Below are 21,687 nucleotides of genomic sequence, written 5' to 3' on the forward strand. Positions count from 1 at the left end.
CGAGCGGGACGCGGTCAGCCAGCCTGGCGGGGCGCCTCGGCGTTCAGGAAGTCCTGCGCGAAGCGTTGCAGCACGCCGCCGGCGTCGTAGATCGAGGCCTCCTCGGCCGTGTCCAGCCGGCAGGTCACGGCGGCTTCGACCGTGCTGCCGTCGCGGCGATGGATGACCAGCGTGAGGTCGGCGCGCGGCGTGCGCGCACCGGCCACGTCGTAGGTCTCGGTGCCGTCCAGGCCAAGTGTCAGCCGGTTGGTGCCCGGCTTGAACTCGAGCGGCAGGACGCCCATGCCGATCAGGTTGGTGCGGTGGATGCGCTCGAATCCCTCGGCGACGATGGCTTCGACACCTGCCAGCCGCACGCCCTTCGCCGCCCAGTCGCGCGAGGAACCCTGCCCGTAATCGGCGCCGGCCACGATGATGAGGGGCTGGCGGCGGGCCATGTAGGTCTCGATCGCTTCCCACATGCGCATGACCTGCCCGTCGGGCTCGACGCGCGCGAGCGATCCCTTGGCACCGGCCATCTCGTTGACCAGCGTCGGGTTGGCGAAGGTGGCGCGCAGCGCGGTCAGGTGGTCGCCGCGATGGGTGGCGTAGGAGTTGAAGTCCTCCTCCGGCAGGCCCATGCGCGCGAGGTACTCGCCGGCCGCGCTGTCCAGCAGGATGGCGTTGGACGGCGACAGGTGGTCGGTGGTGATGTTGTCGCCGAGCACCGCAAGCGGCCGCATGCCACGCAGCGTGCGCTCACCGGCCAGCGCGCCCTCCCAATAGGGCGGGCGGCGGATGTAGGTGCTCTGCGGGCGCCAGTCATAGAGCGGGCTGACCGTCTTGCGCGCGCCCTTGTTGCCGAACATCGGCGCATAGACCTTGCGGAACTGCTCCGGCTTCACGGCGGTGGCGACGACGGCGTCGATTTCCTCGTCGCTCGGCCAGATGTCCTTCAGGCGGATCTCCCCGCCATTGGCGTCGACGCCGAGCACGTCGCGCTCGATGTCGAAGCGGATCGTGCCGGCGATGGCATAGGCGACCACCAGCGGCGGCGAGGCGAGGAAAGCCTGCTTCGCATAGGGATGGATGCGTCCATCGAAGTTGCGGTTTCCCGACAGCACCGCGGTCGCGTACAGGTCGCGGTCGATGATCTCCTGCTGGATGCGCGGGTCGAGCGCCCCCGACATGCCGTTGCAGGTCGTGCAGGCGAAGGCGACGATGCCGAAGCCGAGCTGCTCCAGTTCGGCCGTCAGCCCGGCCTCGTCGAGGTACAGCGCGACAGTCTTCGAGCCCGGCGCGAGCGAGGACTTCACCCAGGGCTTGCGCGCCAGCCCCGCGCGGTTGGCGTTGCGCGCCAGCAGCCCCGCGGCGATCACGTTGCGCGGGTTCGATGTGTTGGTGCAGCTGGTGATGGCGGCGATGATCACCGCGCCATCCGGCATGAGGGCGCCGTCCTGCGTGACCGGTGCCGCGACGCCACGCGCCGCGAGGTCCGCGACCGGCAGGCGGCGATGCGGGTTCGACGGCCCGGCGAGCGTGCGCACGACGGTCGAGAGGTCGAAGCGCAGCACGCGCTCGTACTGCGCCTTCGCCAGCGTGTCCGACCACAGCCCTGCGGTCTTCGCGTAGGTCTCGACCAGCTTCACCTGCGCATCCTCGCGCCCGGTCAGGCGCAGGTAGTCGATGGTCTGCTGGTCGATGGAGAACATCGCGGCGGTCGCGCCGTATTCCGGCGCCATGTTCGAGATCGTCGCGCGATCGCCCAGCGTCAGGCTCGATGCGCCGGCGCCGTGGAACTCGAGCCAGGCACCGACGACCTTCTCCTTGCGCAGGAACTCCGTCAGCGTCAGCACGATGTCCGTGGCGGTGATGCCTGGCTGCGCCCTGCCGGTCAGCTCGACGCCGATGATGTCGGGCAGCCGCATCCAGGACGCGCGGCCGAGCATCACGTTCTCGGCCTCCAGCCCGCCGACGCCGATCGCGATCACGCCCAACGCATCGACATGCGGCGTGTGGCTGTCGGTGCCGACCAGCGTGTCGGGGAAGGCGATGCCTCCGAGCGTGCAGATGACCGGCGACATCCGCTCGAGGTTGATCTGATGCATGATCCCGTTGCCGGGGGGCACGATCTCCATGTTCTCGAAGGCATGGCGCGTCCACTCGATGAAGTGGAAGCGGTCCTCGTTGCGGCGGTCCTCGATGGCGCGGTTCTTCGCGAAGGCGTCCTTCTCGAAGCCCGCGTGTTCGACCGCCAGCGAGTGATCGACGATCAGCTGCACCGGCACGACCGGGTTCACCTTGGACGGGTCGCCGCCCTTCTGCGCGATCGCGTCGCGCAGGCCCGCCAGGTCCACCAGCGCCGTCTGGCCGAGGATGTCGTGGCAGACCACGCGCGCCGGATACCACGGGAAGTCGATGTCGCGCCGGCGTTCAATGATCTGCGTGAGCGCATCCGTCAGCAGCGCAGGGTCGCACCGCCGGACCAGGTTCTCGGCCAGCACGCGGGAGGTATAGGGCAGGCCCTCGAAGGCGCCGGGCGCGATGGCCTCGATCGCGGCGCGCGCATCGAAGAAATCAAGATCGGTGCCGGGCAGGCGCTTGCGGTATCGCGTGTTCATGGATCGCTCCGTGCCGGGGTTTCGCCGGCGATCAGTCGCTCGACAGTGTCGCTGGTCGGGCCAGTGTGCCGCCGCGCCGGCGCCAGGACCAGCCTGCCGGCGCGACCGCGACGCCGGCCGGACATGCGGCGGCCGGCATTCCGGACGGCCGCGTACTGGATGCCATCCGCGTCCGCAAGCGGGGGCATGCGCGGCCCGGCGCCAGACACTGGCCGCCGTCGGGTCCATTGTTCATCTCGCCCTGCGCCGCTAGGGTCAGGCAGCACCGTCATGGCGCGCTCAATGTGCGCCCGTGATCATGTCGAAGCAGCCATGGCCGCCGGACCGCCGACGCAAGAGCTGCCGAACCGGAGGACGACCCCATGATGAATCGCCGCACCCTTGTTGGTCTTGGCATGGGAGCGACCTTGGCGCGGCCCACGCTCGCGCTGGCGCAGGCCTATCCGAACCGTCCGATCCGCGTGCTGGTGGGCTTCGCCCCGGGTGGCAACTCGGACACCATGATGCGGCTCATCCAGCCGCGCATGTCCGAATTCCTCGGCGCCACCATGGTGATCGAGAACCGCACCGGCGGCGGCGGCGCGCTGGCGGCCGGCGTCGTGGCGAGCAACCCGGCCGATGGCTACACGCTGCTGTTCGATGCCGCCTCCTTCCTGATCTCGCAATTCGTCAACCGTGGCCTTCCCTTCGACTACGAGACGTCCTTCGCGCCGGTGGCGCTGGTCGGCGAGCTGCCCTACGTGCTGGCGGTCAGCGCCCAGAGCGGCATCCGGGACTTCCCGGGCTACCTGGACGCCACGCGGCGGGCGCCCGGCGGGATGTCCTTTGGCACGCCGGGCGTTGGCAATGTCGGCCACCTGGCCGGCACGCTGCTGGCGCATCGCACCGGCCTGCGCATGGAACACATTCCCTATCGCGGCGGGGCCGATGTGGCGCGCGACCTCGCGGCGGGAACGCTGCCGTCAGGCTACCTCGGGACCAGCTCGATCACGCCGGTGCTGCAGGCCGGGCGCGCGGTGGCCATCGCGCTGACCAGCGAGGAGCGGCGCGGCGGCATCGAGGGATTGCCGACCATCGCGGAGAACGGATTTCCAGGCTTCGATTTCACCAGCTGGAATGCGGTGTTCTGTCGCACGGGCACGCCGGAGCCGATCCGCGCGCGCCTGGAAGCCGCGGTCGCCCACGCGACCAACGACGCCGAGGTGCGCGCGCGGCTCATGGCCTCGGGCACCAACCCGATGCCGGCGGATTCCGCCCGCCTCGCGGCGCGCCTGGCGCGCGAACGTGCCCTGCTGCGCGACCTGATCCGCGATACCGGCATCAGCTTCGGCTAGACGCCGTCCCGGCGTGACCGTCGCGGCGAAATCGACCCGGCCAGGCGGTCCGGCAGGGTCGGTGCGTCGCCAGCCGGCCCCGCCTCGCCTGACCGCTGCATGCCAGCCTTGCTCGGGGCGCGGCAGCACGACGCCGCGGCCCGCGCCATTCTGCCAGCATGGGCTTCGCGATCATCATCGTGCCGGCGGATAACCCGGCGGCCATTGCGCGCGACGGCCGCAGCATGGCCATGGAGGACCGCATGGTGGCCTTGGCGGATCGCGACGCCCTGGTCGGGATCGCGGATCGGCTGCGCCGCGACGCGCAGTCCACCGATTGAACGCAGGGCGGGAGCAGGATGCATGGCCAAGCCGATCGACAGCCTGAACGCGATGCGCCCGCTGCGCGTCGACGGCATGTCCTACGTGATGATGAGCCTGGCCGCGGCCGAGGCGAATGGCCTGCCTGGGCTGACGCGCCTGCCGCGCAGCCTGAAGGTGCTGGCGGAGAACGTGTTGCGCCACGAGGACGGCCGCGCCGTGACATCGGCGACGCTCGATGCGCTGCGGCTGTGGTCCTCGGCCAAGGGAATCGGCGCCGAGGTTCCCTTCCACCCCACGCGCCTGGTCCTGAATGATTCCGGTGGCCTGCCCGCCATGGCGGACCTCGCTGCGCTGCGCGATGCTGTCGGCCGCGCCGGTGGCGACCCGAGGGGGATCAATCCGGGCGTGCCGGCGGACATGGTCGTCGACCATTCCGTGATGGTGGATGCCTTCGGCACGCCAGATGCGATGGCGCGTAACCTCGACCTTGAATATCAGCGCAACGGCGAACGCTACGCCTTCCTGCGCTGGTGCGAACAGGCTTTCGACGGGTTCCGGGTGGCCGCGCCTGGGCAGGGCATCCTGCACCAGGTGAACCTCGAGCACATGGCGCGCTGCATCTGGACCCGGGACCATGACGGCATCCGCTGGGCCTTCCCGGAATCGCTGATGGGCACCGACAGCCACACGCCGATGGTCAATGCGCTCGGCGTGCTGGGCTGGGGCGTCGGCGGCATCGAGGCGACGGCGGGCGTGCTCGGCCAGCCGATCGGCATCGTGCTGCCGCGAGTCGTGGGCTGCCGCCTCGTCGGCGCGCCGGCGCAGGGCGTGACGGCCACCGACATCACGCTGCTGGTGGTGCAAAGGCTGCGCGCCCATGGCGTGATCGCGGCCTACGTCGAATTCTTCGGCCCTGCCTTGTCCCGGCTTTCGCTGACCGACCGCGCCACCCTGTCCAACATGGCGCCCGAATACGGCGCCACCATGGGCTTCTGCCCGGTGGATGCGGAGACGATCCGCTTCCTGGAACTGACCGGGCGCGGTGGCGCGCATGGCCGGCTGGTCGAGGCCTATTGCCGCGCGCAGGGCCTGTGGCACGAGGCCGACGGCCCGCAGCCCGACTTCCTGGAGACGATCGAGATCGACCTCTCGGACGCCGAGCCCGCCGCCGCGGGGCCGCGCCGCCCGCAGGACCGCGTCGCGCTGCCGCAGATCCGCGCCTCCTTCGACACGGCCTTCCCGCCGCGCGACAGCGTGCCGGAGGGCGGGCTGCCCGATGGCGCCGTGGTGATCGCGGCGATCACCAGTTGCACCAACACCTCGAATCCCGAGGGCATGCTCGGCGCCGGCATCCTGGCGCGGAAGGCGGCGGCGCGCGGGCTGGCGACCAAGCCCTGGGTCAAGACGTCGCTGGCGCCGGGCTCGACCGTGGTGGCGGAGTATCTCGAAGCGACAGGATTGCAGGCGCATCTCGACCAGCTCGGCTTCAACCTGATCGGCTTCGGCTGCACGACCTGCATGGGCAATTCGGGCCCCTTGCCGGAGACAGTGGAGCAGGCGATCGGCATCGGCGGCAGCATCGCCGTCGCGGTGCTGTCCGGGAACCGCAACTTCGAAGGCCGCGTCCACACGCTGGCGAAGGCGAACTACATCATGAGCCCGGCGCTGGTCGTGGCGCATGCGCTGGCCGGCACCATCCGGATCGACCTGACGCGCGATCCGATCGGGATGGATCGCGATGGAAGGCCGGTGATGCTCGCGGATATCTGGCCCGCGCCGACCGAGATCGCGGAAGCGCGCGAGGTCGCGCTGACCACCGAACGCTTCGTGCGACGCTACGCGGCGGTCTTCGCGGGCGACGACCGCTGGCGCAGCGTGGAGGCGCCGGGCGGCGACACCTTCCCGTGGTCGCGGGACAGCCTGTACATGCAGGAGCCACCCTTCCTGCTCGACGTGCCGGCCGAACCGGCACCCGCGGAGGATCTGCGCGGCGCGCGCATGCTGGTCCTGCTGGGCGACAGCGTCACCACGGATCACATCTCGCCGGTCGGCAGCATCACGCCGGATTCCGCCTCGGGGCGCTACCTGGTGGACCGCCAGGTGCGGCCGCGCGACTTCAATTCCTTCGCGGCGCGGCGCCTCAACCACCACGTCATGATCCGCGGCACCTTCGGCAATATCCGCCTGCGCAACCGGCTGGTCGCCGGGACCGAGGGCGGCTGGACGCGCCATCAGCCCAGCGGGGAGGTGCTGCCGATCCACGAGGCTGCCGAACGCTACGGCGCCGAGGGCGTGCCGCTGATTGTCGTGGCGGGCAGCGAGTATGGCACCGGCTCCTCGCGGGACTGGGCGGCCAAGGGCACGCGGCTGCTCGGCATCCGCGTGGTCATCGCGAACAGCTTCGAGCGCATCCATCGCTCGAACCTGGTCTATCTCGGCGTCCTGCCGCTGCAGCTTCCGCAGGGCGTGACGCCCGGGACGCTGGGGCTGGACGGCACCGAGACCTTCGACGTGACCGGGATCGCGCCGGCGCCCGCGCCGGCGTCCAGCGCCACCCTCACCATCCATCGCGCCGATGGCCGCAGCGAGAGCCTGGCGCTGCTCTGCCGGCTCGATACGGCGTTCGAGGCGGAGTGCTTCCGCCACGGCGGCATCCTGCCGCGCGTGCTGCGCCAGCACCTGGTCGGGCTGGGCCAGCGCGCCGCGCCGGGTCCGTCGCCCGGTTGAGCCCCCGGTACCGTGACGATCCAGGGCGGAGCAGCATGTCCGCCGCCGATGGCGGCTGCGGTTCAGCCCGGCATCCCGAAGGCACCTGCCTGGCGCAGCGCGCCCAGTGCGCCCGTGTCGTAGCCGAGCATCGCCGCAATGGAGTCCGTGTCGGCACCCAGCGCAGGTGCTGGCCGGTCGGGCTCGGCGGGCAGGCCCGGATAGGCGACCGGCTGGCGTGCCGATCGCGCAAGACCGGTCCCGTTCGGCGCAAAGAAGTCGACATCCTGCAGATGCGGATCCGTCAGCAGATCCTCGAGCCGATTGACCCGCGCATGCGGAATGTCGAGATCCTGCAGCGCCTGCAGCCATTCCTCGGTGCTGCGCCGTGGCATCTCCTGCGCCAGGACGGCGTAGAGCTCGGCGATATGCGCGCTGCGTTCGCCGGGATCGGTGAACCATGGCAGCGCCAGCACGTCGTGCCGGCCGGTGAATTCCAGGACGCGACGCCATTGCTGCTCGGTATAGGGCAGCGCGGCGAGCCAGCCGTCGCGCGTGCGATACGGCCGGCGATCGGGCGCGAACATGCGGTGATATCCCGCGCCTTCGGGTGGACCGCCGAAGGCGGCGGCCGCCAGGTGTTCGTTCAGCACGAAGGCGGCGACGGCTTCGAACATCGCCGCCTCGACCTCGATCGGGCCGGCCATGCCGCGGCCGCGCGCGGCGATGGCGGCCATGACGCCATAGGTCGCGGTCAGCGCCGCCAGCTTGTCCGCCATCACGCCCGGCACATAGGCCGGGTCCTGCCCGCGATAGGAAGGCAGCGCGGCAATGCCGCCGGCCGCCTGGATCACGTCGTCGAAGGCCGGGCGCCCGGCATAGCGCCCGCCGCTGCCGAAGCCGACCGCGGCGCAGTAGATGATCCGCGGATTGATCGCACTGACCGGCGCGAAGCCGAAGCCCAGCCGTTCGATCGCCGCGGGGCGCATGTTGTGGACGAACACCTCCGCCCAGCGCAGCAGGCGCGTGAAGACCTCGCGCCCGGCCTGGGTCTTGAGGTCCAGCACGATGCTCCGCTTGTTGCGGTTGTTGCAGACGTACATCGCGCTGTCGCCCTGCGGCCCGCGCGGCTGGATGGCACGCGCGAGGTCGCCTTCCGGTCCTTCCACCTTGACGACATCGGCGCCGAGGTCGCCCAGCAGCTGGCCGATCAGCGGCCCGTAGATGACGGTGGTGAGGTCGAGGACCTTCAGCCCGGCCAGCAGTGGAACCATGTGCGCGTTACTCTGGCCTGATGCCGGCCTCGGCGACGACCTGGCGCCACAGCGGCAACTCGCGCCGCAACCGTTCGGACAGTTCCGCCGGGCCACTGAGCAGCAGCCGCCCGCCATCCGCCGCCATCCGCGTGCCGAGGGCCGAGCCGCTGGCCAGCGGCGCGAGCTCGGCGCCCAGCCGTTCCGCGGCCTCGGGTGGGAAGTTGCGCGGGGCGAAAAGCGCGAACCAGATGGTCATGCCGGTGCCGGGCACCACCTCGTTGATCGAGGGCACCGCGGGCACCACCGGCACGCGGTCCGGCGCGGTGACGCCGAGCAGCACGCCGCGGTTCTCGCGCACATGCGGCAGCAGGGTCGCGAGGTCGCCGCTCATCACATCGACATCGCCGGCCAGGAAGCCGCTGATCAGCTGCCCGCCACCGCGATAAGGGACGTGCTGCCAGTTCATGCCGGCGCGCGCGCCGAACAGCGCGGCGGCCATGTGCGTGGTGGTGCCATTGCCGGAGGAGCCATAGGTGATCCGCCCCGGCGCCGCCTTCGCCGCGGCGATCAGCGCCGGCAGGTCGCGGAACGCCGCGTTGGGGCGGACCATGAACCCGATGCTCGATTCCGAGACGAGGGAGATCGGCATCAGCTCGTTCACCGGGTCGTAGCCGATGTCCGGCTGCACGGCCGGCTGGATGGCGACCGCGCCGGTCACCATCAGCAGCGTGTGCTGGTCCGTCGCGGCGATCACCTGCTTGGTGCCGAGCGCGCCCCCGGCGCCAGGGCGCGTCTCCACAATGACGGGCTGGCCGAGCCGCGCCGAGAGGTGTTCCGCCAGGAAGCGCCCTGGAATCTCGACCGGCCCACCGGGCGCGTAGGGGATGACGATGCGTACCGGGCGATTGGGCCAGGCGCGCGCCTGCGCGCGGGCCGCGGCGGGCCATGCGAGGGTGGCGACGCCCAGGGCGCTGCGGCGCGTGAACGGCATGGTGGTTTCTCCCGGTTTGTGCGCGCAGGCTACGGCCGGGCGGGGCGAGCGTCTATTCCACCGTGATGCCGGCGCGGCGCACCAGGTCGGCGTTCTCCGCGAGATCCTTCGCCACCTGTTCGCGCATCGCGCGCGCGCCGGTCGGCCAGGCGGAGATGCCGAGCGGCTCCAACCGCTGCAACAGGCGCTCGTCGGAAAAGGTCGCGGCGATCGCGGCGTCCAGCGCGCCGGCGATGGCGTCCGGCAAGCCGGCAGGCGCCGCAACGCCTGTCCAGTTGGGCACGACGTAGTCGGGATAGCCCTGCTCGGCCACGGTCGGGAGGTCGGGCAGCGGCCGGAAGCGCTGCGCGGTGGCGATGCCCAGGGCCCGCACGCGGTTCGCCTCGATATGCGGCCGCGCGGGCGCGAGGGTGCTCAGCATGAAGTCCACGCGGCCGGTCGAGACATCGGTCAGTGCCGCGGCGGTGCCGTTGTAGGGCACGTGGATCAGCTCGATTCCGGCACGCCGCGCCAGGTCGAAGGTACCCAGATGCGCCGAGGAGCCGACACCCCAGGTGGCGTAGCTGATCTCGCCCGGGCGGCGCTTGGCGGCGGCGACCAGCGCCTCAAGGCTCGCCCAGCGCGGATGCGCGACGAACAGGTAGACGGCGCTGCCCGTCATGCCGAGCCACGTGAAGTCCTTCGTGGAATCGTAGCCGGCGTTGCGCAGCACGAAGGGCGTGATGGTGAAGGTGCCGTTGCCCGCGAAAACCAGCGTGGTGCCGTCCGGCCGCGCCCGCGCCACCTGGCGCGTGCCGAGCGTGGTGCTCGCGCCCGGCTTGTGGTCCATCACGAAGGTGCCGCCCAGGCGCTCCTGCAGCCCCTGGTTGATGGCATTGCCGAAGACGTCGGGGATGCCGCCGGCGGCGTAGGGGATGACGAGGCTGACGGGGCGGCCGCCCGGATAGGCTTGCGCGCGCGCGACGCGCGGGACGAAGAGCGGTGCGAGGCCAGCGGCCAGCACGGCGCGGCGTGGGGTGGCGATGCGGTTCATCCTGGACCTCCCTGGTCGCGCATTCCCGGCGCGGTTTTCGTCAGATCGCGCGGCCGGCCCCCTGCCAATGGGGATCGCGCAGCTTGCGCTTGAGCAGCTTGCCGGAATCGTCGCGCGGCAATTCGTCGTGGAACTCGATGACGCGCGGCACCTTGAAGTTGGCGAGCTTCACCTTGAGCGCCTCGCGGATCCCTGCCTCGGTGGCGCCGGGCGCGGCGCGGATGGCGGCGCAGAGCGCCTCGCCGAATTCCGGGTCCGGGATGCCGAAGACAGCGCAGTCGAGCACGCCGGGAATGCCGATCATCACGGCCTCGATCTCGGCGGGGTAGATGTTGACGCCGCCGGAGATGACCATGTCGCGCTTGCGGTCGCACAGGAACAGGTAGCCATCCGCGTCGAAGTAGCCGACGTCGCCGACGGTGATGAGGCCGTCGCGTTCCACTGCGCGGCGTTCGCCGTCGCGCTTGTTGTAGGTGAAGTCCGGCATGTAGTCGACGCGGGCGAAGATCTCGCCGGGCGTGCCGGGTGGACACTCCACCCCGGCGTCGTCGAGGATGCGCACCGTCGCGCCCTCGGTCAGGGTGCCGACGGTGCCGGGCTTCGCGAGCCACTGATGCGGCGTGCAGGCGGTCGGCGCGCCAAGATCCGTCGCGCCATAGAATTCATGGATCACCGGGCCCCACCAGTCGAGCATCGCCTGCTTCACCTCGGCCGGGCAGGGTGCCGCGGCATGGGTGACGTGGCGGAGCGACGACAGATCGTAGCGCCGCTTCACCTCGTCATCGAGCCGCAGCAGGCGCACCATCATGGTCGGCACGAGGAAGACGGTGGTGATGCGATGGCGCTCGATCAGCGCCAGCAGTTCCTCGGGGTCGAAGCGCGGCATCAGCACCAGGACCTCCGACAGCGGCACGGCGCGCAAGCCGAAGCCGTTCGGCGCGGAGTGGTACATCGGCCCGGGCACCAGGCTGCGGATGCCGGGCACCAGGCCATAGATCTGTGCGCGGTTGCGGGCGGTGGCGGCAGCCTGCGCGGGCGTTGGCGGCTGGCGTCGCACGCCCTTCGGCCGGCCGGTGGTGCCGGAGGTGTAGATCATGCTCTCCCGCGCCGGCTGCGGCGGGCCATCCCATTCGGCGTGGCGGTCGATGAAGGCGTTCCAATCCTCGCCCGGCAAGGCGCCGCCCGCGACGGGCATGCCGTAGGCGGCGACGCATTCGGGCGGGGTGGGCACCACGAGAATCACCAGGCCGTCCGGTGCATCCGACAGCAGGTGCGCGAGGTCCTGGTGCACGACGACGATGCGGGCCTCGCAGTCGCGTAGCAGATAGCCGATCTCGTCCGGCTTCCAATGCCAGTTGATCGGCACCGCATAGCCGCCGAGCGTCGATGCCGCGAGGCTTGCTTCTAGGAATGTGAAGTCGTTGCGCAGCAGCAGCGCGACGCAGTCGCCCGGACCGACGCCGAGGGCCGCGAAGCCGGTCGCCGCGCGGCGCACCCGCGCCATCAGCGCGTCCTGCGTGATGCTGCGGTCGCCGCTGATGATCACGGCAGGTATTCCGCCCGCCCGTTGTTGAGCACGATGACGTTGCGCGCCGGAACACTGACGCGGAAGGCGGCGACGCCGGGCCCCTGCTTCCACACTTCCGTGCGCAGCGTCTCGCCTGGATAGACGGGCGAGGTGAAGCGCAGGTCGAAGCGGCGCAGGCGTGTCGCATCGCCATCGCAGAGCAGGTTCGTCACTGCCCAGCCGGCAACGCCGTAGGAGCACAGCCCATGCAGGATGGGTTGCGCGAAGCCGCCCTGCGCCGCGGCCTTCGGGTCCGCATGGACCGGGTTGTAGTCGCCGTTCAGGCGATAGAGCAGCGCCGCATGGCGGCCCACCGCCCAGTCGAAGGAAGCATCCGGCGTGCCTTTCGGCACCGGATGCGGCTGCCGGATCGGTCCCGACGGCCCGCCGAAGCCGCCATCGCCGCGCAGGAAGGAGGTGCTGGTGATGCTGCACAGCGCTTCGTTGGTCGCGGCGTCGCGCAATTCGCGCGTGGTGTACATCAGCGCGCCCTTGCCGGCGCCCTTGTCGATGATCTCGTCGATGTGGAACCTGCTGACGACGCGACCCTTCGGTGGCAGCGGCCGATGGATGGTCAGCCCCTGTTCGCCGTGCAGCACCTTCGGCCAATCCACCCCGGTATCCGGTTCCTTGACCCAGAAGCCCGGCGTCGCCAGCACCACGCCCATCGTCGGCAGCGTGACGAGGTCTTCCTCGTAGACGTGGCGCAGCTGCTTCGGATCCATCGGGTCCTGGCCGAGCCCGAGGCCGAGCGCATAGAGCATCGTGTCCTTGACGCCGTAGCTCGCCTCGATGTCCGCGAACGTCCGGTTCTTCAGCGTGTCGTAGACGATGGCCATGCGTCGTTCTCCGGTCAGTCCTGGAACGCCGCATCGGCGGCGAGCACGCGCTGCGCCTGGCGCAGATGCGGCATGTCGATCATCTTGCCGCCGAGCCCGACCGTGCCGATGCCCGGCGCGGCGTCGAAGGCGGCGACAATGCGCCGCGCATGCGCGACTTCCTCCGCCGTTGGGCGGAACCCTGCATTGATCGCGGCGACCTGCGCCGGGTGGATGGCGATCTTGCCGGTGAAGCCCTGTCGGCGCCCATCGGCGCAGGCGGCGTGCAGCGCGGCCTCGTCGCGGAAATCCACCTCCAGCGTGTCGATCGGCTGCACCTTCGCGGCGACCGCTGCGAGCAGACATGCGGAGCGCGCGAAGCGGTAGGTCAAGGCATAGCCGCCCGCCGCATCCTGGTTGGTGCTCGCGCCGATGTCGGCCGGCAGATCCTCCGCACCCCAGGTCAGCGCAGCCAGCCGCGGGACGGCGACGCGTGCGTAGTCCGACAGGCGCAGCACCGCGGCCGCGGTCTCGGTTGCCACGGCAAGCAGCTTGATGTTGCCGGCCGGCAGGCCATCGCGCGCCTCCAGCGCATCGAGCCAATGCGACAGACGAAGCAGATCATCCGGTCCATTGACCTTCGGCACCACGAGGCCGTCAGGCGCGGCGCGCACCACGGCCGCGGCGTCGGTCAGGCCCTCGGTGTCGAGGGGGTTGATGCGCACCCACAGCTGCGGCCGCCGCGATGTGTGCGCCGTCAGGTAGTCCACGACCATGCCGCGCGCGACGGGGCGGCGCGACGCCGCGACGGAATCCTCAAGGTCGAGGATCAGCGCATCGGCACCGCTCTCGCCACCCTTGACGAGCTTGCGTTCGCTGTCCGCCGGGACGAACAGCCAGGACCGGATCATGCCGGCCGGCCCAGCATCAGCGCCTGGCGACGGCAATGGCCGACCAGCACGTCGTGCTGGTTGTAGGCGCGGTGCATGAACTCGACGATGCCCTGGCCGGGGCGGGACTTGCTGGGGCGCTTCATCAGCACCTCCGATTCCACGCGGATGGTGTCGCCATGGAACAGCGGCTTCGGAAAACGCACTTCGTCCCAGCCGAGATTGGCGACCGTGGTGCCGAGCGTCGTGTCGCCGACCGAGATGCCGACCATCAGCCCCAGCGTGAAGCAGGAATTCACGATGCGCGTGCCGAACTCGGTGCCCTTCGCGTACTCCTCGTCCAGGTGCAGCGCCGCCGGGTTGTGCGTGATGGCGGAGAACCAGACATTGTCGGTCTCGGTGATGGTACGGCGGATGGCGTGCTGGAACACCTGGCCGACCTCGAACTCCTCGAAATACAGACCTGCCATGGTCGTCAGTCCTTCACGCGCCACTGGACCAGCGTATAGGGCGGGTCGGCCGCGTCATGCGGTTCGAACACCGCCTCGACCTCCGCGCCGATCTCGACCGGCGCGTCGGGCGCGCAGAGCAGGTTGCCGACCATGCGGATATTGCCCGCATGCGGGAGCTCCACCAGCACGACCGTATAGGGGCCGTGGCCGTTCAGCGCCGGATGCACAGGATGGTGCGGGCGTTGCCACGACCAGATGCGGCCGCGTGGCGCCACTTCCTCCCATCCCAGGTCGAAGGAATGGCAGCGATGGCAGACCCATTCCGGGCCCCATTGATGCGCGCCGCAGCCCTTGCAGCGCTGGATCACCAGCTTGCCGGCACGCGTGCCATCCCAGTACGGCTTGGCGACGGGTTCCTGCGCGGGGGCGGGCAGGCCGGGGGGAAGGACGGTGCTCACAGGGTTGCCTCCGTGCCGAGGACCAGGCTGCTGACGGGCGTCACCATGGGGCCGCCGAGGACGGCGACGACCTCGGCATCCGGCACCTGGTTGTTCGCGGTGCCGCGCAGCTGGCGCACGGCCTCGTTCACCATCTCGAGGCCATGCATGTAGCATTCGGCGAGGTTCCCGCCGCTGGTGTTCATCGGCATCCTCCCCGTGGGTGCGAGCAGGTTCTCCAGCACAAGGAATTCGTTGGCCCTGGCCGGATCGACGAAGCCGTGCTCGACCAACGAGAGCAGCACGCCGCCGGTGAAGTTCTCATAGGCCTGCACGACGTCGACATCCTGCGGGCCGAGCTTCGCCATGGCCCACATGTTCTTCGCCACCGTGGGGAAATGGGCGGAGGCATAGTCCGGCGCGTTATGCACGGGTGCGGCGCTACGGTGATGCCCGCCCTGCGCCACGCCCAGCAGGTAGGTCGGCTTGTGCGGCAGGTCCTTCGCGCGATCGGCCGGCACCACCAGCACGGCGCCTGCGCCGTCATTCTCCTGGCAGCAATCGAACAGGCGATGGAAGGGTTCGACGATCCAGCGCGACGCGTCGTATTTCTCCTGCGTCAGCGGCCGCCCGTACATCACCGCCGACGGGTTGTTCTGCGCGTGATGGTAGGACGCCATGGCGATGCTGCGCAGCGCCTCGTGCCGGATGCCATGTTCGGTCATGAAGCGCGTGATCTTCATGGCGAAGCGCTGCGCCGGCGACATCAGACCGTAGGGAAACAGGAAGGCATCGTCGCCGGTCGCCGCCGCCACCGCCGCGCCGCGCCCGTAGCGCGCGAATTGCCCCTGCGCGAGCGAGCGAAAGGCGATGACGCAGTTCGCCATGCCCGACTGCACCGCGGCCGCGGCATTGCCGACCGAGGCCGCCACGCCGCCACCGCCGCCGCCCCAATGCATGTTGGAGAAGCGCAGTTCCTTGATGCCGAGGGCCGCGGCAAGACGCACGGCCTCCGACCGGTCATTGCCATAGGACGCGAAGCCATCGACCTCCTTCGGGTCGATGCCGGCGTCGCGACAGGCGGCGATGATCGCCTGCAACGCAAGCTTGAACTCCGCATCGGGCGACTGCCCATGCTTGTAGTAAGTCGTCTCGCCGATGCCGGCGATCGCGACCTTGCCGCGCAATGTGCGCTCGGTCATCGGCGCTGTGTCCTCCGTTGATCGGTCATCGGGCGTCCTGGAACAGGCGCCGGCCGATGATCTCCTTCATCAGCTCCGCCGCCCCGCCCGCGATGCGCGTCACGCGCGCATCCGTCCAGGCGCGCGCGATCGGCGTCTCGGCCATGTAGCCTGTGCCGCCGAACAGCTGCAGGCAGCGATCGAGCACCTCGCATTGCAGGTCGGTACAGAACAGCTTCGCCATGCCGGCCTCGACCGGGTCGAGCGTGCCGTCCATCTGCAGCGCGATCAGCCCGTCGGTCATCGCCCGCGCGGCAGCGGTCTTGGCAGCGAGCTCCGCCAGCACGAAGCGGGTGTTCTGGAAATCCGCGATGGTGCGCCCGAAGGCCTTGCGCTCGCGGGTATGGGCGATGGTCCAGCCGATCGCCTCCTCCGCCAGCACGGTACCGCGGATGGCCTGGACCAGGCGCTCGCGCGCCAGGTTGGTCATCAGCATGCCGAAGCCCTGGCCCTCGGCACCGAGGCGATTGGCCACGGAAACACGCACGTCGTCGTAGAAAAGCTCCGACGTGTCCTGCGCCTTCATGCCGATCTTGGCGAGGTTGCGGCCGCGCCGGAATCCGGGCGCCGTCGCCTCCACCACGATCAGGCTGACGCCGTGCGCGCCGGCCGTCGTGTCCGTCTTGCAGGCAGTGACGATGAGGTCGGCGTTCTGGCCGTTCGAGATGTAGGTCTTCTGCCCGCGGATCACATAGTGGTCGCCATCCGTCACGGCCCGCGTGCGCATGCCCTTCAGGTCGCTGCCCGCGTCGGGTTCGGTCATCGCGATGGCGCCGATGAGCGAGCCATCGACCATGCCCGGCAGCCAGCGGCGCTTCTGGTCGTCGGATCCGAACTTCGCGATGTAGGTGGCGACCATGTCCGAATGCACGACGAAGCCTGGGCCTGACAGGTTGGCGCGGGCCAGTTCCTCGGTGACCACGGTGCAGTGTCCGAAATCACCGCCAGGCCCGCCATGATCCGGCGCGACATCGCAGCACAACAGCCCGGCCTCGCCCGCCTTCCGCCAGGCCTCGCGCGGCACGATGCCGGCCTCCTCCCAGGCCATGGCATGGGGCACCAGCTCGGTTTCCACGAAGCGACGCACGGAGGCGCGGAAGATCGCGTGCTCCTGCCCCAGCACCGTGCGCGGACGCTCCAGCATGGCGTTTCCTCGATCGTTCTTCCTGCGCTTGCCAAATGGTAAGCATGCGTACGATCATCGCGCAAGAAGCCCTGGAGGACCCGCATGGATTTCGGCCTGTCGCCCGAGCAGGAGGCGATCGTTGACGGCGTCGCCGCGGTCTGCCGCAGCTTCGGCGACGATTACTGGCGCGCCTGCGACGACGAGGCACGATTTCCCCGCGAGTTCCACCGCGCCATGGCCGAGGGCGGCTGGCTCGGCATCACCATGCCAGAGGAGCAGGGCGGCGCGGGCCTCGGCGTGACCGAGGCCGCGCTGATGATGCACACCGTCGCGCGCCATGGTGGCGCGATGGCCGCGGCGTCGTCCATTCACATCAACATGTTCGGCCCGCACCCCATCGTCGTGCACGGCACGCCCGAGCAGAAGGCGCGCTGGATCCCGCCGCTGATCGCCGGCACCGACCAGGCCTGCTTCGGCGTGACCGAGCCCAATGCCGGGCTGGATACGACCTCCATCACCACCTTCGCTGCGAAGGTGCCTGGCGGCTACCGCGTGAATGGCCGCAAGATGTGGACCTCGACGGGGCAGGTCGCGAACAAGATCCTGCTGCTGACACGCACCACCCGGAAGGAGGAGGTGCGCAAGCCGACCGACGGCATCACGCTGTTCTACACCGACATCGACCGCAGCAAGGTCGAGATCAAGCGCATCCCGAAGATGGGTCGCGCGGCGGTCGATTCGAACATGACCTTCATCGACGACCTCTTTATCCCCGACGCGGATCGCATCGGGGAGGAAGGGCGTGGTTTTTCGTACATTCTGGACAGCCTCAATCCCGAACGCATCCTGGTCGCCGCCGAAGCCATCGCGATCGGCCGCGACGCACTCGATCGCGCCGCGCGATATGGTCAGGACCGCAGCGTGTTCGGCCGGCCGATCGGCATGAACCAGGCGATCCAGCATCCGCTCGCGGAATGCTGGACGGCGTTGGAATCGGCCTGGCTGATGGCCCAGAAGGCGGCCTGGCTCTACGACAACGGCAAGCCCTGCGGGGCCGAGGCGAATGCGGCCAAGCTGCTGGGCGGGCGGGCCGGCCACAACGCGTGCCTCCAGGCGATGCTGACCCATGGGGGCATGGGCTATGCCAAGGAATACGTCGTCGAGCGCCTGCTGCGTGAATCCCTGATCTGCCGCATCGCACCGGTGTCGGAGCAGATGGTGCTGTCGTTCATCGCCGAGCGCGTGCTCGGCCAGCCGCGATCCTACTGACCATGACGCCGCTCGATGGACTTCGCGTGCTGGATTTCTCGAAGGTGCTGGCTGGCCCGCTCTGCGCGCAATGGCTCGGCGACCTGGGCGCGGATGTCACGAAGGTCGAGCCACCATCCGGCGGCGACGACACGCGCGGCTGGCCACCCTTCCGCGGCGGGGTCGGTGCGGTCTTCCTCAGCGCCAATCGCAACAAGAAGTCGCTGACGCTCGATCTCAAGACCGAAGCCGCGCGCGGCGCCGTGCGACGCATGGTCGCCCAGGCCGACGTGCTGATCGAATCCTACGCCACCGGCGTGGCCGAACGGCTGGGCATCGGCGCAGAGGAGATGCGCGCGCTCAATCCGCGCCTGGTCTACTGCTCCATCTCGGGCTTCGGGCGCACGGGGCCGCTCAAGGACGGGCTGGGCTACGACGTCATCCTGCAGGCCTTCTCGGGCATCATGGCGATGACCGGCGAACGCGGCGGCGGGCCGGCACGCAGCCCTTTCTCGCCGATCGACCAGTCGACCGGCATGAACGCCTTCTCGGGCATCCTCGCCGCGCTGCTGGAACGCCATCGCACGGGGCAGGGCTGCCGGCTCGAAGTCTCACTGTTCGAAACCGCGGCGGCGCTGCTGGGCTACAATTTCCAGATCTTCTGGGAGAAGGGATCGCTGCCGGAGAAGTGCGGCTCCGGTCATGAATCCCTCTGCCCCTACCAGGCTTTCGACGCCGCCGACCGGCCGGTGCTGATCGGCATTGCGAACGACAATCTCTGGCGCCGCTTCACCGCGGGGATCGGCCAGCCGGAACTCGGCGAAGACCCGCGCTTCCGCACCAATGCAGACCGCGTTTCGCGCTTCGCGGAGACGGTCGCGCTGGTGCAGTCCATCGTCTCGGCGCGCAGCGCCGATGACTGGGTGGCCTTCTGCCTGCGCATCGGCATTCCCTGCGCCGCCGTGAACACGCTTGCCGACATGCTCGCCCATCCGCACATGGCCGCGCGCGGCATGGTCATGGACTACGATCATCCGCAGCTCGGCCCGTTGAAGACGATGGCGCAGCCGATCCAGTTCGACGGCAAGGCACGAACTGTCGCGGCGCCGCCGCCGATGCTGGGCCAACACACGCAGCAGGCGCTGGCCGGCTATGGCTTTGCACCGCACGAGATCGCCGCGCTGCGACAAGCCGGTGCCCTCGGCGCGCCATGAGGAGGAATCGGCAATGATCGCACGCAGGCTCATTCTGGCCGCGCCCTTCCTGGCGCAATCCGCGTGGGCGCAGGGCAGCGACGCATTCCCCACGCGCCCGCTGCGCGCCATCGTGCCCTTCCCACCGGGCAGCGCGACGGATGGCATCGCCCGCTTCGTGGGCGAACGCCTCTCGCGCAGCCTGGGCCAGCCGGTTGTGGTGGAGAACGTGACCGGCGCCAACGGGGCCATCGCCGCGCGCCAGGCGGCGCGCGCCACGCCAGACGGCCACGCCTTCCTGTTCGCCACCAACTCGACCCATGCGGCGGCCGTCCACCTGATGCGCGAGCCCGGATACGACCCGGTGCGGGACTTCGCGCCCGTCACGCTGACCAGCATCGCGCCGCTGGTGCTGATGGTTCGGTCCGATTTTCCCGCGCGCAACGTCGCGGAGTTCGTCGCGGAAGCAAAGGCGCGCGGTGGGTCGCTGAACTACGGCACCGGCAATATCGGCAGCCTGGCGGCGGCGCAGCTGCTCCTCAGCATCACCGGCATCAGCGCGGAGCGGATCGCCTATCGCGGCACGCCGGCGGCGGTCACCGACCTGCTTGCCGGGCGGGTGCACTTCATGGTCAGCGACCTTGCCTCGGCCGGGGAGCATGTGCGGGCCGGCACGCTGCGCGCGCTGGGGGTCACGCCGGCGCAGCGCATCCCGATGCTGCCGGACGTGCCCACGCTGCAGGAGGCAGGTGTCCCCGGCTACGACTTCGCATCCTGGGTGGCCGTGTTCCTGCCGGCGCGCAGCCCGGACATCGCGGTCGCCCGCCTGAACCGCGAGATCCGCGCCGTGCTCGACAGCGACGAAGGTCGGCGGTTCTCGCTCAGCCTCGGCCTGGTGTCCTCGACCGGCACGCCGGAGGACCTGGTTCGTTTCCAGGCCCGCGAGATCGAGCAATGGGGCCGCATCGCCCAAGCCGCCAACCTGCCGCGCGAATGAGCGCCGCGGCGGATCGGCGCGTCCGGAGCGCCTCGCGCGGCGGCAGCGATTTCCGCATCGGCTTCCTGGTGCATGATGTCGCGCGCCTGCGCCACGCGGTGTTCGACCAGGCGATGCGTCCGCATGGTGTCACGCATGCGCAGTGGTGGGCGCTGGCGCAGCTGACCCGGCACGACCCCGCGGGCGGCATGACGCAGGTGGAGCTCGCGCGGCTGCTGGGGTTGGGCAAGGTCGCGACAGGATCCATGATCGCGCGGCTTGAAGCCGCGGGGCTGGTGTCGCGGCGAGCGGATGGAGCGGATCGGCGCCTCAATCGCGTGCATGTCACGGCGCGCGGCCAACGCGTGCGCGAACGCATGATCGCGGTCGGGCGGGCGCTGAACGAGACGCTGCTCAAGGGCCTGTCGCGCGAGGAACTTGAGGCCACCGACCGTGTCCTCACCACGCTCCGGAGCCGGCTGGGCGCAACCCTGCGCGGGGATGCCGCCGGATAGCGCCCGCGTGGCTACGCGGCATCCACCAAGGCTGGTGCCGCCCGCAGTGCCGCGCGGTATTCCTCGCGGAGGCGCGCGACCAGGTCCGCCATGCCAGGCGTGTCATGGATCGACCCCACGCCCTGCCCGGCCGACCAGATGTTCTTCCACGGGCGCTTGTCGTGGTCGCCGACATGCTCGCCGGTGGCCTCGGGCAGCCTGTCCGGGTCGAGCCCGGCCGCAGCAATGCTGGCGCGCAGGAAATTGGCGTGCACCCCGCTGATCGCCGGCGTGTACACGATGTCGGCCGCCGTCGCGTCCACCACCATTTGCTTGTGGGCGTCCGCCGCCATGCTCTCGCGCGCGGCGATGAAGCGCGTGCCCATATAGGCCATGTCGGCGCCCAGCATGAGCGCCGCCGCGACCTGCCGTCCGGTGGAAATGGCGCCGCCCATCAGCAGCGGTCCGCTGAACAGGGCGCGGAGTTCCGGCAGCAGCGCGAAGGGGCTCAGGCGCCCGGCATGGCCGCCGGCGCCAGCGCAGACCGCGATCAGCCCGTCCACCCCGCCATCCACCGCCTTCACCGCGTGGCGGAGGTTCGTGACGTCGTGGAACACCAGGCCGCCGTAGGACTGCACGGCGGCGATGACCTCCGGCACGATGCCGAGCGAGGTGATCACCAGCGGGACCCTGTGCCGCACCGTTGCCGCCAGGTCGTCCTGCAGCCTGGCGTTGGAACGATGCACGATCAGGTTCACGCCGAACGGCGCGGCCGAAGGCGCCGCAGCCAGGCGTTCCGCGATCTGCTCTAGCCAGGCGCCGTAGCCTTCCGTGGTGCGCTGGTTCAGTGCGGGGAAGGTGCCGACGATGCCCGCGCGGCAGGCCTCCACCACGTAGTCCGGCCCCGAGACGAGAAACTGCGGCGCCGCCACCACGGGCACCGACAGGCGCCCCCGAAAGATCGCGGGTATCGGCATGCGGTGTCCTCCCTGTGGCTGGGTCCAGCATACCGGACGGCGCGC

At 70.1% G+C, this 21,687-nt stretch carries 19 protein-coding genes; 7 read left to right on the forward strand and 12 right to left on the reverse strand.

From position 1 onward, the window contains the following. Window positions 1-14 precede the first annotated feature (14 nt). Window positions 15-2,600: a Fe/S-dependent 2-methylisocitrate dehydratase AcnD gene (acnD, locus tag LQ222_RS09740; protein ID WP_230166088.1), complete on the reverse strand. Its 2,586-nt coding sequence runs from the start codon at window positions 2,598-2,600 to the stop codon at window positions 15-17. 362 nt (window positions 2,601-2,962) lie between these two features. On the opposite strand from acnD, the gene LQ222_RS09745 reads away from it, so the two are divergent. The 3 genes from LQ222_RS09745 to acnA all read left to right on the forward strand — a co-directional run bounded on the left by LQ222_RS09745 (window position 2,963) and on the right by acnA (window position 6,964). Beyond that, a complete protein-coding gene (locus tag LQ222_RS09745; RefSeq protein WP_230166090.1) occupies window positions 2,963-3,934 on the forward strand; it encodes a tripartite tricarboxylate transporter substrate binding protein in 972 nt (323 codons plus the stop codon). Between the two features lie 158 nt (window positions 3,935-4,092). Next, the gene (locus tag LQ222_RS09750; RefSeq protein ID WP_230166092.1) at window positions 4,093-4,254 is read left to right on the forward strand and encodes a hypothetical protein; all 162 of its coding nucleotides are present in this window, start codon (window positions 4,093-4,095) and stop codon (window positions 4,252-4,254) included. A gap of 22 nt (window positions 4,255-4,276) precedes the next feature. Then, window positions 4,277-6,964 carry an aconitate hydratase AcnA gene (gene acnA / locus LQ222_RS09755; RefSeq protein ID WP_230166094.1) on the forward strand — a complete coding sequence of 896 codons (2,688 nt, stop codon included), beginning with the start codon at window positions 4,277-4,279 and terminating at the stop codon, window positions 6,962-6,964. Window positions 6,965-7,026: 62 nt separating this feature from the next. Here acnA and LQ222_RS09760 read toward each other — a convergent pair whose 3' ends face one another. Genes LQ222_RS09760 through LQ222_RS09805 form a run of 10 tightly spaced genes read right to left on the reverse strand, consistent with a single transcriptional unit; the run spans window position 7,027 to window position 16,772 of the window. Beyond that, entirely contained in the window at window positions 7,027-8,217 is a 1,191-nt protein-coding gene (locus LQ222_RS09760; protein WP_230166096.1) for a CaiB/BaiF CoA-transferase family protein, read from the reverse strand. Window positions 8,218-8,224: 7 nt separating this feature from the next. Further along, the gene (locus tag LQ222_RS09765; RefSeq protein WP_230166098.1) at window positions 8,225-9,190 is read right to left on the reverse strand and encodes a tripartite tricarboxylate transporter substrate binding protein; all 966 of its coding nucleotides are present in this window, start codon (window positions 9,188-9,190) and stop codon (window positions 8,225-8,227) included. A gap of 52 nt (window positions 9,191-9,242) precedes the next feature. Beyond that, window positions 9,243-10,223 carry a tripartite tricarboxylate transporter substrate binding protein gene (locus tag LQ222_RS09770; protein WP_230166099.1) on the reverse strand — a complete coding sequence of 327 codons (981 nt, stop codon included), beginning with the start codon at window positions 10,221-10,223 and terminating at the stop codon, window positions 9,243-9,245. Between the two features lie 40 nt (window positions 10,224-10,263). Continuing rightward, window positions 10,264-11,769 carry an acyl-CoA synthetase gene (locus tag LQ222_RS09775; protein ID WP_230166100.1) on the reverse strand — a complete coding sequence of 502 codons (1,506 nt, stop codon included), beginning with the start codon at window positions 11,767-11,769 and terminating at the stop codon, window positions 10,264-10,266. Next, window positions 11,766-12,629, reverse strand: coding sequence for a MaoC/PaaZ C-terminal domain-containing protein (locus LQ222_RS09780; RefSeq protein ID WP_230166101.1), 864 nt, complete (start codon window positions 12,627-12,629; stop codon window positions 11,766-11,768). The genes LQ222_RS09775 and LQ222_RS09780 overlap by 4 nt, the downstream gene beginning before the upstream one ends. Before the next feature lie 14 nt (window positions 12,630-12,643). Then, a complete protein-coding gene (locus tag LQ222_RS09785; RefSeq protein ID WP_230166102.1) occupies window positions 12,644-13,519 on the reverse strand; it encodes a CoA ester lyase in 876 nt (291 codons plus the stop codon). Next, window positions 13,516-13,968 (reverse strand): MaoC family dehydratase, encoded by a 453-nt coding sequence (locus tag LQ222_RS09790; RefSeq protein ID WP_230166103.1) that lies wholly within the window; start codon window positions 13,966-13,968, stop codon window positions 13,516-13,518. Before LQ222_RS09790 ends, LQ222_RS09785 begins: the two co-directional genes overlap by 4 nt. Before the next feature lie 5 nt (window positions 13,969-13,973). Further along, window positions 13,974-14,408 carry a Zn-ribbon domain-containing OB-fold protein gene (locus tag LQ222_RS09795; protein ID WP_230166104.1) on the reverse strand — a complete coding sequence of 145 codons (435 nt, stop codon included), beginning with the start codon at window positions 14,406-14,408 and terminating at the stop codon, window positions 13,974-13,976. Then, complete coding sequence (locus LQ222_RS09800) at window positions 14,405-15,589, reverse strand: thiolase C-terminal domain-containing protein (RefSeq protein ID WP_230166106.1); 1,185 nt, start codon at window positions 15,587-15,589, stop codon at window positions 14,405-14,407. The genes LQ222_RS09795 and LQ222_RS09800 overlap by 4 nt, the downstream gene beginning before the upstream one ends. Window positions 15,590-15,614: 25 nt before the next feature. Then, window positions 15,615-16,772 (reverse strand): acyl-CoA dehydrogenase family protein, encoded by a 1,158-nt coding sequence (locus tag LQ222_RS09805; RefSeq protein ID WP_230166108.1) that lies wholly within the window; start codon window positions 16,770-16,772, stop codon window positions 15,615-15,617. Between the two features lie 84 nt (window positions 16,773-16,856). Between LQ222_RS09805 and LQ222_RS09810 the strand changes: the two genes are divergently transcribed. From LQ222_RS09810 to LQ222_RS09825, 4 genes are read left to right on the forward strand one after another with little or no spacing between them, the layout of a single operon-like run. Further along, complete coding sequence (locus tag LQ222_RS09810; protein ID WP_230166110.1) at window positions 16,857-18,023, forward strand: acyl-CoA dehydrogenase family protein; 1,167 nt, start codon at window positions 16,857-16,859, stop codon at window positions 18,021-18,023. 2 nt (window positions 18,024-18,025) lie between these two features. Next, a complete protein-coding gene (locus tag LQ222_RS09815; protein ID WP_230166112.1) occupies window positions 18,026-19,216 on the forward strand; it encodes a CaiB/BaiF CoA-transferase family protein in 1,191 nt (396 codons plus the stop codon). A 13-nt stretch (window positions 19,217-19,229) separates the two neighbouring features. After that, window positions 19,230-20,192 (forward strand): tripartite tricarboxylate transporter substrate binding protein, encoded by a 963-nt coding sequence (locus LQ222_RS09820; RefSeq protein WP_230166113.1) that lies wholly within the window; start codon window positions 19,230-19,232, stop codon window positions 20,190-20,192. Further along, on the forward strand, window positions 20,189-20,686 hold the full coding sequence (locus LQ222_RS09825) for a MarR family winged helix-turn-helix transcriptional regulator (protein ID WP_230166114.1): 498 nt from the start codon (window positions 20,189-20,191) through the stop codon (window positions 20,684-20,686). The genes LQ222_RS09820 and LQ222_RS09825 overlap by 4 nt, the downstream gene beginning before the upstream one ends. 11 nt (window positions 20,687-20,697) lie before the next feature. On the opposite strand, the gene LQ222_RS09830 is transcribed toward LQ222_RS09825, so the two are convergent. Further along, window positions 20,698-21,642 carry a nitronate monooxygenase family protein gene (locus LQ222_RS09830; RefSeq protein WP_230166115.1) on the reverse strand — a complete coding sequence of 315 codons (945 nt, stop codon included), beginning with the start codon at window positions 21,640-21,642 and terminating at the stop codon, window positions 20,698-20,700. Between the last annotated feature and the right edge of the window lie 45 nt (window positions 21,643-21,687).

The organism is Roseomonas sp. CECT 9278, from assembly GCF_918698155.1.
In the GTDB taxonomy this organism is placed as follows: domain Bacteria; phylum Pseudomonadota; class Alphaproteobacteria; order Acetobacterales; family Acetobacteraceae; genus Neoroseomonas.